At 65.2% G+C, this 13,052-nt stretch carries 12 protein-coding genes; 1 reads left to right on the forward strand and 11 read right to left on the reverse strand.

Annotated elements, in window-relative coordinates; translation table 11 throughout:
• Positions 1-27: 27 nt before the first annotated feature.
• The 10 genes from AWB66_RS17225 to gcvA form a co-directional block, all read right to left on the reverse strand.
• Entirely contained in the window at positions 28-1,083 is a 1,056-nt protein-coding gene (locus tag AWB66_RS17225; RefSeq protein ID WP_087631388.1) for an ABC transporter permease, read from the reverse strand.
• A complete protein-coding gene (locus AWB66_RS17230; RefSeq protein ID WP_087631389.1) occupies positions 1,080-2,609 on the reverse strand; it encodes a sugar ABC transporter ATP-binding protein in 1,530 nt (509 codons plus the stop codon). Before AWB66_RS17230 ends, AWB66_RS17225 begins: the two co-directional genes overlap by 4 nt.
• 73 nt (positions 2,610-2,682) lie before the next feature.
• Complete coding sequence (locus AWB66_RS17235) at positions 2,683-3,687, reverse strand: autoinducer 2 ABC transporter substrate-binding protein (protein ID WP_087631390.1); 1,005 nt, start codon at positions 3,685-3,687, stop codon at positions 2,683-2,685.
• 59 nt (positions 3,688-3,746) lie between these two features.
• The gene (locus AWB66_RS17240; protein WP_087631391.1) at positions 3,747-4,790 is read right to left on the reverse strand and encodes an ABC transporter permease; all 1,044 of its coding nucleotides are present in this window, start codon (positions 4,788-4,790) and stop codon (positions 3,747-3,749) included.
• A 3-nt stretch (positions 4,791-4,793) separates the two neighbouring features.
• The gene (gene rbsK, locus AWB66_RS17245) at positions 4,794-5,744 is read right to left on the reverse strand and encodes a ribokinase (protein ID WP_087631392.1); all 951 of its coding nucleotides are present in this window, start codon (positions 5,742-5,744) and stop codon (positions 4,794-4,796) included.
• Entirely contained in the window at positions 5,741-6,211 is a 471-nt protein-coding gene (locus AWB66_RS17250; RefSeq protein ID WP_087631393.1) for an RbsD/FucU family protein, read from the reverse strand. The genes rbsK and AWB66_RS17250 overlap by 4 nt, the downstream gene beginning before the upstream one ends.
• A 63-nt stretch (positions 6,212-6,274) precedes the next feature.
• Positions 6,275-8,671, reverse strand: coding sequence for an aldehyde dehydrogenase family protein (locus tag AWB66_RS17255; protein ID WP_087631394.1), 2,397 nt, complete (start codon positions 8,669-8,671; stop codon positions 6,275-6,277).
• Positions 8,672-8,714: 43 nt separating this feature from the next.
• On the reverse strand, positions 8,715-9,728 hold the full coding sequence (gene deoC, locus AWB66_RS17260; RefSeq protein WP_087631395.1) for a deoxyribose-phosphate aldolase: 1,014 nt from the start codon (positions 9,726-9,728) through the stop codon (positions 8,715-8,717).
• Positions 9,729-9,859: 131 nt separating this feature from the next.
• Positions 9,860-10,306: a hypothetical protein gene (locus AWB66_RS17265; RefSeq protein WP_087631396.1), complete on the reverse strand. Its 447-nt coding sequence runs from the start codon at positions 10,304-10,306 to the stop codon at positions 9,860-9,862.
• 97 nt (positions 10,307-10,403) lie between these two features.
• Positions 10,404-11,324 carry a transcriptional regulator GcvA gene (gene gcvA, locus AWB66_RS17270; RefSeq protein WP_087631397.1) on the reverse strand — a complete coding sequence of 307 codons (921 nt, stop codon included), beginning with the start codon at positions 11,322-11,324 and terminating at the stop codon, positions 10,404-10,406.
• Between the two features lie 102 nt (positions 11,325-11,426).
• Here gcvA and AWB66_RS17275 point away from each other — a divergent pair, with 102 nt between their 5' ends.
• Complete coding sequence (locus tag AWB66_RS17275) at positions 11,427-12,269, forward strand: DMT family transporter (protein ID WP_087631398.1); 843 nt, start codon at positions 11,427-11,429, stop codon at positions 12,267-12,269.
• A 30-nt stretch (positions 12,270-12,299) separates the two neighbouring features.
• Here the strand turns inward: AWB66_RS17275 and AWB66_RS17280 are convergent, their stop codons facing one another.
• On the reverse strand, positions 12,300-12,980 hold the full coding sequence (locus AWB66_RS17280) for a hypothetical protein (protein WP_087631399.1): 681 nt from the start codon (positions 12,978-12,980) through the stop codon (positions 12,300-12,302).
• Positions 12,981-13,052 lie beyond the last annotated feature (72 nt).

Below are 13,052 nucleotides of genomic sequence, written 5' to 3' on the forward strand. Positions count from 1 at the left end.
CACGTCTCCCGTGCCACGGTCGGGCCGCTAGCTCCTGCGGCCCAGCGCGAACAGCGTTCCCGCGATCAGAATGAACGCGCCGATGATCACTTTCTGCCACGTGCTCGGCACGCCGACGAGAATCAGCACGCTGTTGATGAGCGTCACGAGCACGACGCCGAGCAGCGTCCCCGCGACCGTCCCCGTGCCGCCGGTAATGCGCGCGCCGCCGAGGATCACGGCCGCGATCACATCGAGTTCGGTGCCGACGAGATCGAACGGGTTCGCGAGCCGGTTCGTCGATACATGCAGGATACCGGCGACGCCCGCGAGCATTCCCGTATAGCCGAACACGAAGAGGTGAATCGCGCGCAGGTTGTAGCCGAGCCGCTCGGCGATCGGCAGGCTGCCGCCCATCGCATAGACGCCGCGTCCCATCATCGTCCGGTTGAGTAACCACCAGGTCACGACGGCCGCGATCACGAGCGCGATCACAGAGACCGGTAACACCGCGCGCAAGCCGTCGCCCGTGTGATAGAAGAAGAGCGGCAAGCGCCCGAAGCTATCCATGCTGTGCGGGATGTTCATGAAGAACTGCGTGCCGACGAACGTCAGCAGCAAACCGCGGTAAAGATATTGCGTGCCGATCGTGACGATCAGCGAGGGCGCCTTCAGCCGATGCACGAGCAGCCCGTTGACGATGCCGAGCACGACGCCGCCCAGCGCGCCCGCCACCAGGATCAGCGCGAACGGCGCATCCGGCCACCACGCGAACACGGCCTTGGTGAGCGAATACATCGTGAGCGCGGCGATCGCGGTGAACGACACGTCGATGCCGCCCGATGCCAGCACGACCAGCGTGCCGAGCGCGAAAAGCGACACGGTCGTGCCGGAATGCAGCAGGTCGAAGAGCGTAGCGAACTGGAAGAAGCGCGGATTCAGCGTGCCGACGATCAAACACGTCACGAGAATCAGCGCGACCGTGAACCACTCGGGATTGCGCATCAGCCGTGCGGTCCAGCTCAGTTGCCGCACGCGCGGCGCCAGCTCCTGCACGGATTGCGGCATCGCTTCATGAGATACACGACGGACGGACTCGCTCATGCTGCCTCGGAAAGTAGAGCGTGATAAAGATCGGCTTCCGCCATCTGCTCGGCGCGATATTCGTTCGCGACGCGGCCTTTCTTCATCATCAGGATTCGGTCGCAGTTCTGCAGCAGTTCCGGAAGATCGTCGCTGATCAGGATGATGCCGATACCCGTCTGCGCGAGCCGCTGCATGATGCGATAAATGATGTCCTTCGATCCCACGTCGACGCCGACGGTTGGCCCGTGCAGGATCAGGACACGCGGATCGATCGCGAGCCAGCGGCCGATCAAGACGCGCTGCTGGTTGCCGCCCGAGAGCGATTGCACCGGCTTGTCGACATCGGGTGTCGCGATCTGCAAGTCCTTCACGGTGCTCTCGGCCAGTTCCTGCGCGCGCTTGCGGTCAATCTGTCCGAAGCGGTCGCGCAGACTCGAGATCATCGCGGTGATGACGTTGTCGCGGATCGGCTTGTCGAGGAAGAGCCCTTCGTTCAGGCGGTCTTCGGGCACATAGCCGATGCGCTGCCGCTTGGCATCGGCCGGGGAAGAGAGGCGCACGAGCGAACCGTCGAGCGTCACCGTGCCGTGGTCGGACGGCGCGACGCCAGCCAGCGCACGCGCGAGTTCGTTACGTCCGGAATCGAGCAGTCCCGTCACGCCGAGAATCTCGCCGCGATGCAACGCAAACGACACATCGGCGAACTGGCCCCGGCGACCGAGCGACTTCACGTCCAGCACGATCTCGCGCGCGGCTTCCGCACCCGCCTCGCGATAACGCTCGGTCGAAAGATGCTTGCCGGTCATCAGTTCGCTGATCTGCGCCTTGGTGTAATCCTGGATCGGACCTTGCGCCATTTTCTGGCCGTCGCGCAACACGATCACTTCACCGCCGATCGCGTAGCACTCGTCGAGCTTGTGGCTCACGAACAGCACCGCAACGCCGTCGGCGCGCAGCTTCGCGAGCACGGTGATGAGGTTGTCCACTTCCTTCTGTGTGAGCGAAGTCGTCGGCTCGTCCATGATGACGAATTTCGCCGCGCTCGCAATCGCGCGCGCGATGGCGACGAGCTGACGCGTCGCGAGCGGCAGTTGCTCGACGAGAGTCGCCTGGAAATCGGCGTCGCCGGGCAGGCCCACGGCTTCGAGCGCGCGCGCAGCGGTTGCCGCGAGCGCTCGGCGATCGAACGTGCGCGCGAGGCGCCCCGCGTGTTCCGCAAGTTCGGACGTCAGCGCGACATTCTCCGCGACGCTCATGTTCGGCAGCAGCGACAGGTCCTGATAAACCGTTTCGATACCCGCCGAAAGCGCTTCGAGCGGCGAAAGCCGCGCATGACGACGGCCTTCGATCACGAGTTCGCCTTCATCGGGCGGCTGCGCGCCCGAGATGATCTTGATGAGCGTGCTCTTGCCGCAGCCGTTCTCGCCGAGAAGATGGTAGATCTGCCCGCGCTTGAACGAGAGGCTCACGCCGCGCAGCGCATAGACGCCGGTGAAGCGCTTGTGAATGTCGACGACTTCGAGAAGCGGTGCTGAATTCATCATGGCCTTGCTTTGCTTTTAACGGGCCGGCACGCTTCGCCGTCGATAATTAAAACCGAAGCGTGCCGCCTGCGCATCAGAACGGATACTGCTTGTAGTTCGACTTGTCGACATCGACCCAGCCGGTGCCGCGCACGATCACGCCCTTGCCCGGACCTTTGCTGACCGTGACCTTCGTGTAGCCCGGCACGCCGAGATCGGCACCGTCAGCGACCGTCTTGCCGTCCACCAGCATCTTCGCCACCTTGTTCATCGCGAGGCCGGCGAGCTTCGGGTCCCAGAACGCGATGCCGTTGATCGCGCCGCTTTCGAGGAACTTGCCCGCTTCGGTCGGGAGGCCCGTGCCGTACACGCAGATCTTGCCGACCTTGCCCGCCTCTTCCACCGCGCGGCCGATGCCGATCACATCCAGCGACGACGACCCTTGGAAGCCCGTGAGGTCCGGGTGCTTGCGCAGCACTTCCTTCGCGACCTGATACGCGCGCTCGCCATCGTTATTCGTTTCGAGTTTCGGCTCGACGAGATCCATCTTCGGGTACTTCTGTTTCGCGTTGCCGATACCGCCGTCGGCCCACTGCACCTGCGAGCGGCTGCCGAGCGAGCCCACCAGCACGGCCCACTTGCCCTGCGAGTTCATGCACTTGGCAAGGCGTTCGTTCAGGCCCGCGCCATAAGCCGTGTTATCGAATGCTTCGAGGTCGACCATCGTGTTCTTCGCGTTGTCGGCTTCGTGCGTCACGACCTTGATGCCGCGATCCATCGCCTTCTTGAGCGCGGGTTCGAGCGTCGGCGGATCGTAGGGAACGACCGCGATCGCCGTAACCTTCTTAGCGATCAGGTCTTCGATGATCTTCAATTGCTGCGCGGCATCGGCGCGTCCCGGGCCTGTCTGATAGACGGTTACGCCCGGATTTTCCTTGCCGAATTCCTTCACGCCGTCGTCCATGCGATTGAACCAGTTGATGCCGGTCACCTTCACCACGGTGACGATGGTTTCGTTGGTCGCGGCGTGTGCGGCGGCCATTGCGCCGGCGGCGAGTGCAATCGCGGTGAGCGCGGTTCCGAGTCGTTTGAGTTTCATGCGATGTCTCCTTTATGGTTCGAATGTGCTGCAAATGTGATGAAGATGCAGAGGAAGAACTAGCGTCCCGTCGATGCGGGCGGCGGCGGCACTTTGGGCGAGGGCGCAGCGCCGCCGATACCGAAGATCGCGCGCACGCGCTCGCCGCCTGCGAAGGCGAGCGAAGCGAGCAGCAGGAAGCCCCATGCGCAGTCGCCGAAAAACTGCGAGACGCCGAGCAGGTTGAAGAGGCTCGACAGGAACTGCAACACGGTCGCGGCAAGGAACACGCAGACGATGCGTCCATAACCGCCAGCGGGATTCACGCCGCCCATGACGGCGATCAGGATCGCGATCAGCAGATACGAGTTGCCGTAGTCCCACTTCGCGCTCGATGTGTGTGCCGCGCTGATGAGTCCCGCAAGCGAGGCGAGCACGCCGCACATGCCATAGGTCACGATCAGCATGCGGGCGCGCGGGATGCCCGCGTAGAACGCCGCTTTCGGGTTCGTGCCCATCAGATAGAGGCGCAGCCCGAACGGCGTGCGCTTGAGCACCCAGCCGAGCACGAGCACGGCCGCGATGAAGATCCAGAGCGAGATCGGCACTTGCAGGAAGGTGCCGTTACCGATGTTCGAGAGCGGATCGACGTATTCGACTCGCACCGACGCGCCGTTGCTCAATACCACCGCGATACCCGTAAAGAGCAGTTGCGTGCCGAGCGTGCAAAGGATTGGCGTGAGCCTCAAGCGCGCGATCACGACGCCGTTGAGCAGACCGCCGAGCAAGCCGACGATAAGCACCATGCCTGTAAAAACGGCGGTGTAGAGCGCGGGAGAATCGTCGGCGACGACGAGCTTCGGCAACACCATCGCGGCGACCATGCCGGACAGGTTCGCGAGCCCGACGCCCGACAAGTCGATGCCGCCGTTGCCGGACACCATCGAAAGCATGATGCCGAGCGCGAGCAGACCCAGTTCGGGCAACTGTCCGCCCATCGACTGGAGGTTGTCGATATCGAGGAACTGGCCGTTCGAGAGCCAGGTCGCCGCGATCACGACGAGCAGGTTCACGCCGACCAGAAAGTTGAGCTGGCGATCGGCGAGCCACTTCGACGCTTTCATCGCTCAGTCTCCGTTCACGGCGACGGTTCCGCACTCGGCGAGCACCGCGTTGATCTCGGCGAGCGCCGGCATCGAAGGCGCCGTGCCCGCGCGCGTCACCGAGAGGCTCGCGAGCGCGCAGCCGAAGCGCACCGCATCGAACGCGGATTCGCCGCGCGCAAGCGCCGCCGCGAAGCCGCCGGTGAAGCCATCGCCGGCACCGGCCGTTTCCACCACGCGGCCGCAGTCGAACGCCGGCACCAGCACCGATTCGTGCGCCGAATGCAGCAGCGCGCCCTGCTCGCCGAGCGTCACGATCACCGCGCGCGCGCCTTTAGCGAGCAGCGCATCGGCGGCCCGGCGTGCATCGTCGACCGACGCGATCGCGATGCCCGTCAGCGCCGTCGCCTCGGTTTCGTTCGGCGTGATGTAGTCGCAAAGCGGATAGATGTCGTCGGGCAGCGGCAACGCGGGCGCCGGATTGAACACGGTCGTGACGTCATGCTTGCGCGCGAGTTCGAGGCCGCGCCGCGCGGCCGGAATCGGCTGTTCGAGTTGCGTGACGAACACCGCCGCATCCGCGATGTCGGACTCGATCGCCTCGACGTCCGCGGGACACAGCGTGCCCGCCGCGCCGGCCGCGACGATGATCGCGTTGCCGCCGGTACGCTCGTCGACGAAGATGTGCGCTGCGCCCGTCGACACGTCTTCCAGCACCGTCGCGCGCGACGTGATGCCTTCGGCACGCCAAGTCGATTGCGCGATCTCGCCGAACGCGTCGGCACCGATGCGCGTGCAGAAGATCACGTCCGCCCCCGCGCGCGCCGCCGCCACCGCCTGGTTCGAGCCCTTGCCGCCCGGGCCCATCGCGAAGGCGGAGCCGGGAATCGTCTCGCCGATCAGCGGCATGCGCTCGGCGCGAAACGCGAGGTCCGTCACGTAGATGCCGAGGATCACTACGCTGCGACGGCTCATTGCGCGGACTCCGGCGCGTCCGGCGCGAGTTCGACGCCCTTCTTGAAGATGAAGCAGCCATAGCCGCGCGCTTCGCCCGTCGCGATCACGCAATAGGCTTGCTTCGCGCGCTCGTAGAACGCGAAGCGCTCGACGGAGGCGAACGGCATCGCGCGACCTTCGGCGTCGTCGACTTCGCGTTGCGCTTCGCGTTGAACGGCGGGCAGCGCACTCGCATCGCCGACCACTTCCATGCGCTCGGCGGGATGATCGACGAACGAATCGAGCGGCATCACCGAAAGCACGGCGCGAATTGCACGCGGCGCGCTCGCGCCGTCGATGCGCAGCAGCTTGCCGAGCACGGTCTGTCGCGCGACCGAATCGGCGGGAAAATTGGCATCGCAGATCACGACTTCGTCGCCGTGTCCCATCGCGCACAACGCGTGCAGGATGTCGGCGTTCAACAGCGGATCGATGTTCTTCAGCACAGCGTCTCCTCCATGCATGGGCGCGCTTCGTCGTGAAGTCTTCGCCCTTAAGTTGATTGGGTATCAGTCCCCGTACGGCACCCAGATGTTCTTCACCTGCACCGCCTGACGGAGAAACGGCAGGCCTTCGCTCGCGGCATCGTGCCAGTCGAACGCGCGGCCACGATCCACGAACGTGCGCTTCAGATTGCCGACCGATTCGCGCTCCGCCATCGACGAGAGTTCGGCGCCATTGAAGCACCACAACGCGTCGACATCGTCGTGCTGCGCGAGCGTCTTCGCAAGCGCATGCGATTCGCCCGTCACGATATTGAGCGCGCCGCCCGGCACGTCGGACGTCTCGACGACCTGATAAAAATCCGTCGCCATCAGCGGACAGGTCTCGCTCGGCACGGCCACCACGCGGTTGCCGAGCGCGAGCGCCGGTGCGACGAGCGACACGAAACCGAGCAGCGGCGCTTCATCCGGACACACCACGCCGATCACGCCCAGCGGCTCGTGCATCGCGAGCGCGACGCCTTGCAACGGCGGCGCATGCACCGCGCCGTCGAACTTGTCGGCCCACGCGCCGTAGGTGAAAAGACGCGTGATCGACGCTTCGACTTCGCGCGCGGCATCGCGTTCGCTCGCGCCCGTGCGCGTGACGAGCTGGCGCACGAATTCCGCCGAGCGCGCCGAGAGATTTTCGGCCAGGTAGTACAGCACCTGCGCGCGGTTGTGCGCACTCGCGCTCGACCACTTCTGCGCACCACGCGCCGCCGCGACCGCATTGCGAATGTCCTTGCGATTGCCTTCGCCCACTTCGCCGACGATCGCGCCCGAAGGCGCATGCACGAGCCGCGAATAGCCGCTGTCGGGACGCGCCTGCTTGCCGCCGATGAAGAGCTTCGCGGTACGGTCGAGCGCGCTCACGTTCGCGTCGGAGGGCGCCTGCGTCTCGTTGGGGCGCGCGGCGGCCTTCTTGCGAACCGGAAGTCTGCTCCACGCGCGCGGCTGCAAATATTCGTAGATTCCCTCGCGTCCGCCTTCGCGCCCGAAACCCGATTCGCGATAGCCGCCGAAGCCGACAGCCGCGTCGAAGAGATTGGTCGCGTTGATCCATACGACGCCGCACTGCAAACGCGGCGCGACGTCGAGCGCGCGGCTGATGTTTTCGCTCCATACGCTCGCCGCGAGCCCGTAGCGCGTGTTGTTCGCGAGCGCGACCGCTTCTTCGGGCGTGCGAAAGCTCATCGTCACGAGCACTGGGCCAAAGATCTCTTCTTGCGCGAGCGTCGATGCGGGCGCGACGTTGGTGACGAGCGTCGGCGGGAAAAACGCGCCGCCTTCGGGCAGCCTGAGACTCGCCGGCTGATGAATCGCACAGCCTTCGCTTTCGCCGAGCGCCACGAGCGCGCGGATGCGTTCGAGCTGCACGGTATCGACGATCGCACTCATGTCGATGCCCTTGTCGAGCGACGGCCCGACGCGCAGCGTTTCCATGCGGCGCTTGAGCTTCTCGACGAAGCGCGCCTCGATGCCTTCCTGCACGAGCAGCCGCGAGCCGGCGCAGCACACTTGCCCCTGATTGAACCAGATCGCATCGACGACGCCTTCGACCGCGCTGTCGAGATCGGCGTCATCGAAGACGATGAACGGCGACTTGCCGCCGAGTTCGAGCGTGAGCGACTTGCCCGATCCCGCTGTCGCGACGCGAATCTGCCGCCCGACTTCCGTCGATCCGGTGAACGCGATCTTCGCGACGCGGGCGTGCTCGACCAGCGCCGCGCCCGTGCGGCCGTCGCCCGTCACGACGTTCAGCACGCCCGCAGGCAGACCCGCGCGCGTCGCGAGCTCGGCGAACAGGAGCGCCGTGAGCGGCGTGTATTCGGCGGGCTTGAGCACCACGCAATTGCCCATCGCGAGCGCGGGCGCGATCTTCCACGCGAGCATCAGCAGCGGAAAATTCCACGGCACGATCTGGCCGATCACGCCGAGCGGCGCCCAGTCGGCGAATTCGCGCTCCTGCAACTGCGCCCAGCCCGCGTGATGATAAAAGTGCCGCGAAACAAGGGGAATGTCGATGTCGCGCGTCTCGCGGATCGGCTTGCCGTTGTCGAGCGATTCGACCACCGCGAAAAGCCGGCTGTGACGCTGCACCATGCGCGCGAGCGCATACAGGTGGCGCGCGCGGCCCGGGCCGCCGAGCGCCTGCCATGCGGCGAGCGCGCCCTGCGCGGCGTCGACCGCGGCGGCGACATCGGCGCTGTCGCCTTGTGCGATCGATGCGAGCACGCGGCCGGTTGCCGGCTCCCGCGATTCGAAGCGCTCGGCCTGATCGGCTGCACAAGGCGCGCGCCACGCGCCGCCGATGAAATGGCCGAAGCCGCTCGCATGCTGATCGAGCCATACGCGCGCGGCGCGATCGTCTTCCGGTGCGGGTCCGTATTCCATCGAAGAAAAGTATTCGGCTACGCTCATGAGGATGTCTGGTTGAATCGACGAATCGAGAAAAGGCGCGTGCTCACGCGACGGGATGACGGTTGAACGCCGAGTAGCGGCCGCTCACGTGATGTTCGAGCTGCCGCTCGATGTCGGACAGCAGGCTCGACGCACCGATGCGGAACAGGTCCGCTTCGAGCCAGTCGCGCCCGAGTTCTTCCTTCATGAGGATCTGGTATTCCAGCACCGACTTGGCCGTCGATACGCCGCCCGCCGGCTTGAAGCCGATCGCCACGCCCGTGCGCGCGAGGTACTCGCGGATCATGCGCACCATCACGAGCGAGACGTCGAGTGTCGCGTTGACGCCTTCCTTGCCCGTCGAGGTCTTGATGAAATCGGCGCCGGCCATCATGCAGACCATCGACGCCTTCGCCACGTTCGAGAGCGTGCGGATGTCGCCGGTCGCGAGAATCGCCTTCACATGCGCTTCGCCGCACGCCGCGCGGAAGTCGCGCATCTCGTCGTAGAGCGCCTGCCAGTTGCCGGTTAGAACGTGTTCGCGCGTCACGACGATGTCGATTTCGGCGGCGCCGTCCGCCACCGACGCCTCGATCTCGCGCAGCTTCAACGGATGCGGAATGAGTCCGGCGGGAAAGCCCGTCGATACCGCCGCGACCGGAATGCCGCTGCCGTCGAGCGCGTGGACCGCCGCCTTCACGAAACGGTGATAGACGCATACGGCGCCGGTCTTGATCGAGCCGGGCGCCATGCCGAGCGCTTCGAGCAGGTCGTCGCGCAACGGACGGCGCGCCTTCGCGCAGAGGCGTTCGACGCGCGCGGTGGTGTCGTCGCCGTTGAGCGTCGTGAGGTCGATGCAGGTGATGGCCTTGAGCAACCATGCCGCCTGTGCGTCTTTCTTGACCGCGCGCCGCGTGCCGAGCGTCGAGGCGCGCCGGGCCACGGCCGACTGATTCACGCGCAAGCCGTCGAGCCATGCGAGGTCGAACGGAACGCCGGGATTGCGCGTGAGCGTGTCCGGATGCGGCCGGCTTGAGCCGGGCCACGCGAGAACGGATTTCGAGGCAGCATCGAGCATGAGATCGTTTGGGTTTGTGCGGCGCACAACACCTTTTTGATAGATTGATCTCAGTTTATAACATCGTTGTTACGATCGTAACATAGGGAAAGTGCGGAGGCTTCCGAGGCCACGTTGCGGGTAAGACGATGTCAGGACGCGCCCTTTTCCCGCAGCGTCGTCACATATTGCTTGGCCGCTTCGTTGCCGTGCGCTATCGCCCGTAGCGCAAGAGTAAATCCGACTTGCGTCTCATGAGCGACCGCGCTGCGGTCCGTATCGAAGACCTTGACCGCGCGTCTCAGATGTTGCGCCGCCTGCACATGCAGCTCCGACGCCGCCGCATGATGTTGCGCGGCCGTCAGGTCGCTTTCACCCGATCCGGCCGGTGAAGAAGCGCCCGCATGCTTGACGGCGACGTTAGACTCATCGATGGCATGAAGTGCATGGCCCTGCGCCAATACCGCCTGATGAGCAGCATGATCCTGATCGCTGCCGGCCTCGTAATACTGCGATGCCTCACGATGAAATCGCGCAGCTTGCTCGTGATGCGACGCGGCAGCCTCGAGGTGCACCTTTTTACCTTGCTTGGTATTCACGGTCGCTCCCGCTGCAAAGACATTCCCTCATCATTGACCGATTGCGTGCAACTTGCAACGTACCAGCGAGGCATCGCGCGGCATCTTGGTCCGCTCGTCATCGCTTCGGGCACCGGGATGAAGCCGTCTGCGAGCGCGTTCCCTCGCGTTCGAGCCATGCGCGGAACACCGCGACCAGTTCGTTCGGGGCTTTGTCGTCCGGCACGTAAGTGCAATAGCTTCGCGATGGCAGACGAGGACCGTCGAGCGGCGCGACCAGCCGGCCGGCGGCGAGATCGTCGGCGACGAGCGCTGTGGGTCCCATCGCGACGCCCAGCCCCTCGATGGCGGCTTGCAGCGTCAGATAAAAGTGATCGAAGGTCAGGACGGCGGCGGGCTGGAACGCGGGCATCGATGCTTTCGCGAGCCAGTCCGGCCAGAGCCGCGGAAGGCTCGACGTATGCAGCAGCGTGTGCCGGCGTATGTCGCCGGGCTGCGTGAGCGGCACGCGCTGCAGAAGCGCCGGGCTGCAAACCGGGAGCCGCTCTTCGGACAGGAACGGCCGCATCGAATAACCGTAAAACGTGTCCGGGCCGCCACGGATGACGACGTCGCACGCATCCGTGAGACGCTCGACCGACTCGTTCGATGTCTGAACGTTCACGTCGATGCCGGGGTGTGCCGCGTTAAAGCGCGCGAGTCTCGGCACGAGCCAGCGCAACGTGAACGTCGCGGGCGCGTTCACCGACAGCATTCGCGATACCGTCGCGGGCAAGCCGTATCGCGCGGTGGCCTGTGCGAGTCGCCCGAACAGCGGGCCGATCTCTTCCAGATAAGCCCGCGCCGCCGGGGTGAGCGACACGCGCCGGTTGTGCCGCTCGAACAACGGTGCGCCGAGCCACGTTTCGAGCAGACGCACATGCTGACTCACCGCGCCGTGAGTCACGTGCAATTCGGCTGCCGCGTCCTTGAAACTGCCGAGGCGGCCGGCGGCCTCGAAAGCGCGCAGCGCGTTGAGTGGCGGCAAGGGTCGTTGCATTCGCAGGAGTTTTTCTATTGCGATCGCCCAATTTATCTGGTTTGTCAGGGCATCACAAGATAGTTAAGCTTTCCTTTCGCCCCTTCCCGAACTTCGATACGCATGCTCAGCTATACCGGCGGTCTCGTCCTTTTCGCCGCGCTGCTTCACGCAAGCTGGAACGCGATGCTGCACGGCAACCGCGACCGCTTTCTCTCGATGACGTGGATGAGCATCGCCATCGCGGCGGTATCCACGGGCGTCGTCGCATTCGTGCCGTGGCCGCCCGACGCCGCCTGGCCGTGCATCATCGCGTCGGGGCTCGTACATATCGTCTACAACGTGAGCCTCGTGCGCGCGTATCGACGCGGCGATCTCGCGCAGGCGTATCCGATCGCGCGCGGCTCCTCGCCGCTGCTCGTCGCGCTTGGCGCGGCGCTCTTTGCGCACGAAGCGATCGGGCCGTTGCACGCGCTCGGCATCGCGATGATCTCGGGCGGCATCATTTCGCTCGCGCTCGGAGGCGGGTCCGTGTCGCGCTCGGGGGCGCTCGCCGCTCTGACGGTCGGCGCGACGATCGCCGTCTATACCGTGATCGACGGCATCGGCGTGCGCTCGATGAGCGGCCACGCGCTCGCCTACACCGCGTGGATGTTCATGTTCTATTGGCTGATGCCGGTGCTGTTCGTCGCGATGCGCGGCATCGACGCATTGTTGACGCCGATACGCGCCGCGCCGGTGTCCATCGTTTCGTCGCTCGCAGGCGGACTGGTGTCCATCGCGGCCTACGGCATCGTGATCTGGGCGATGCAATCGGGCGCGATGGGCACGGTGTCGGCGTTGCGGGAGACGAGCGTCGTGTTCGCCGTGCTGATCGGACGGGTGTTTCTGCGGGAAGCCGTCAGCAAGAAACGCTGGCTGGCGTGCGTGGTGGTCGCGGGTGGAGCGATCTGTCTGGGACTATGACCGATGGCGCGGCGCTTTAGTCAGAACCGGCTATTCGAGCGCCACGGATTTAAGCGTCGGCGCATGCGTGGGGGAAAAACCGGACGCGTGACGATCGCGATGCGTCTGTCGCTTTTCTTCCGCGCTCGAAATGTAGTTCACCAGTTCGCGGCTGAGATCAGCGTCCTTCGAACCCGGACGCCACGGCACGCAACCGTGCTTCTTGCGCGTCGTCCGCGCGAGCGCCAGCGCATCTCGTGCGGCCTTCGCGCTTTCCAGGCCCACTTCCTCGCCGATCGCGAGCGGATCGCCGAACTCCGCGAACGAACCCAGGTCTTCCCTGCCCGCATGGACCCGCGCCGGAAAGTCGCGCAATTCGGATACGCTTTTGTGGCCGAGCCGTCGCCATTGCACGCGCTCGGGGAACAGGAAGGCCGGCAGCATGACGCTCGTCAGCGCGTCGCGACTGCCCGTGCGGCTGACTTCGGCGAGCGCCCAGTCCGCGCGGTGCATCATCGCCCGGCACGAGCGCGCGTAGCCTTCGAGCGAGACGGCGATTTCCAGAGCGGCATCGCGACGTTCACGCCGATGCGCAAACCGGTCGCGCAGACCTTGCATCGCCAGGACGACGAAAGCGCTGACGGCGCTCGACGTACCGACGATCGCGAGCCAGCTCGGCCAGTCGATCTGCTTCAGAAAAGCCGGCATCTCGTGCCACTGCGTCTGCCACATGATTCATCCTCAGAGCCGTGGGAGCAGAAAGTATAAGGATTTTCGCCATTCCTCTGAAAAAAGTGACGCGAT

The sequence above is a fragment of the Caballeronia telluris genome (genome assembly GCF_001544495.1).
Classification (GTDB): Bacteria; Pseudomonadota; Gammaproteobacteria; order Burkholderiales; family Burkholderiaceae; genus Caballeronia; species Caballeronia telluris.

Coding starts and splice junctions, on each gene's coding strand:
- AWB66_RS17235 (WP_087631390.1), bottom strand. CDS start 3,687: ATGAAACTCAAACGACTCGGAACCGCGCTCACCGCGATTGCACTCGCC.
- gcvA (WP_087631397.1), bottom strand. CDS start 11,324: ATGCAACGACCCTTGCCGCCACTCAACGCGCTGCGCGCTTTCGAGGCC.
- AWB66_RS17225 (WP_087631388.1), bottom strand. CDS start 1,083: ATGAGCGAGTCCGTCCGTCGTGTATCTCATGAAGCGATGCCGCAATCC.
- rbsK (WP_087631392.1), bottom strand. CDS start 5,744: ATGAGCCGTCGCAGCGTAGTGATCCTCGGCATCTACGTGACGGACCTC.
- AWB66_RS17255 (WP_087631394.1), bottom strand. CDS start 8,671: ATGAGCGTAGCCGAATACTTTTCTTCGATGGAATACGGACCCGCACCG.
- deoC (WP_087631395.1), bottom strand. CDS start 9,728: ATGCTCGATGCTGCCTCGAAATCCGTTCTCGCGTGGCCCGGCTCAAGC.
- AWB66_RS17230 (WP_087631389.1), bottom strand. CDS start 2,609: ATGATGAATTCAGCACCGCTTCTCGAAGTCGTCGACATTCACAAGCGC.
- AWB66_RS17280 (WP_087631399.1), bottom strand. CDS start 12,980: ATGTGGCAGACGCAGTGGCACGAGATGCCGGCTTTTCTGAAGCAGATC.
- AWB66_RS17275 (WP_087631398.1), top strand. CDS start 11,427: ATGCTCAGCTATACCGGCGGTCTCGTCCTTTTCGCCGCGCTGCTTCAC.
- AWB66_RS17240 (WP_087631391.1), bottom strand. CDS start 4,790: ATGAAAGCGTCGAAGTGGCTCGCCGATCGCCAGCTCAACTTTCTGGTC.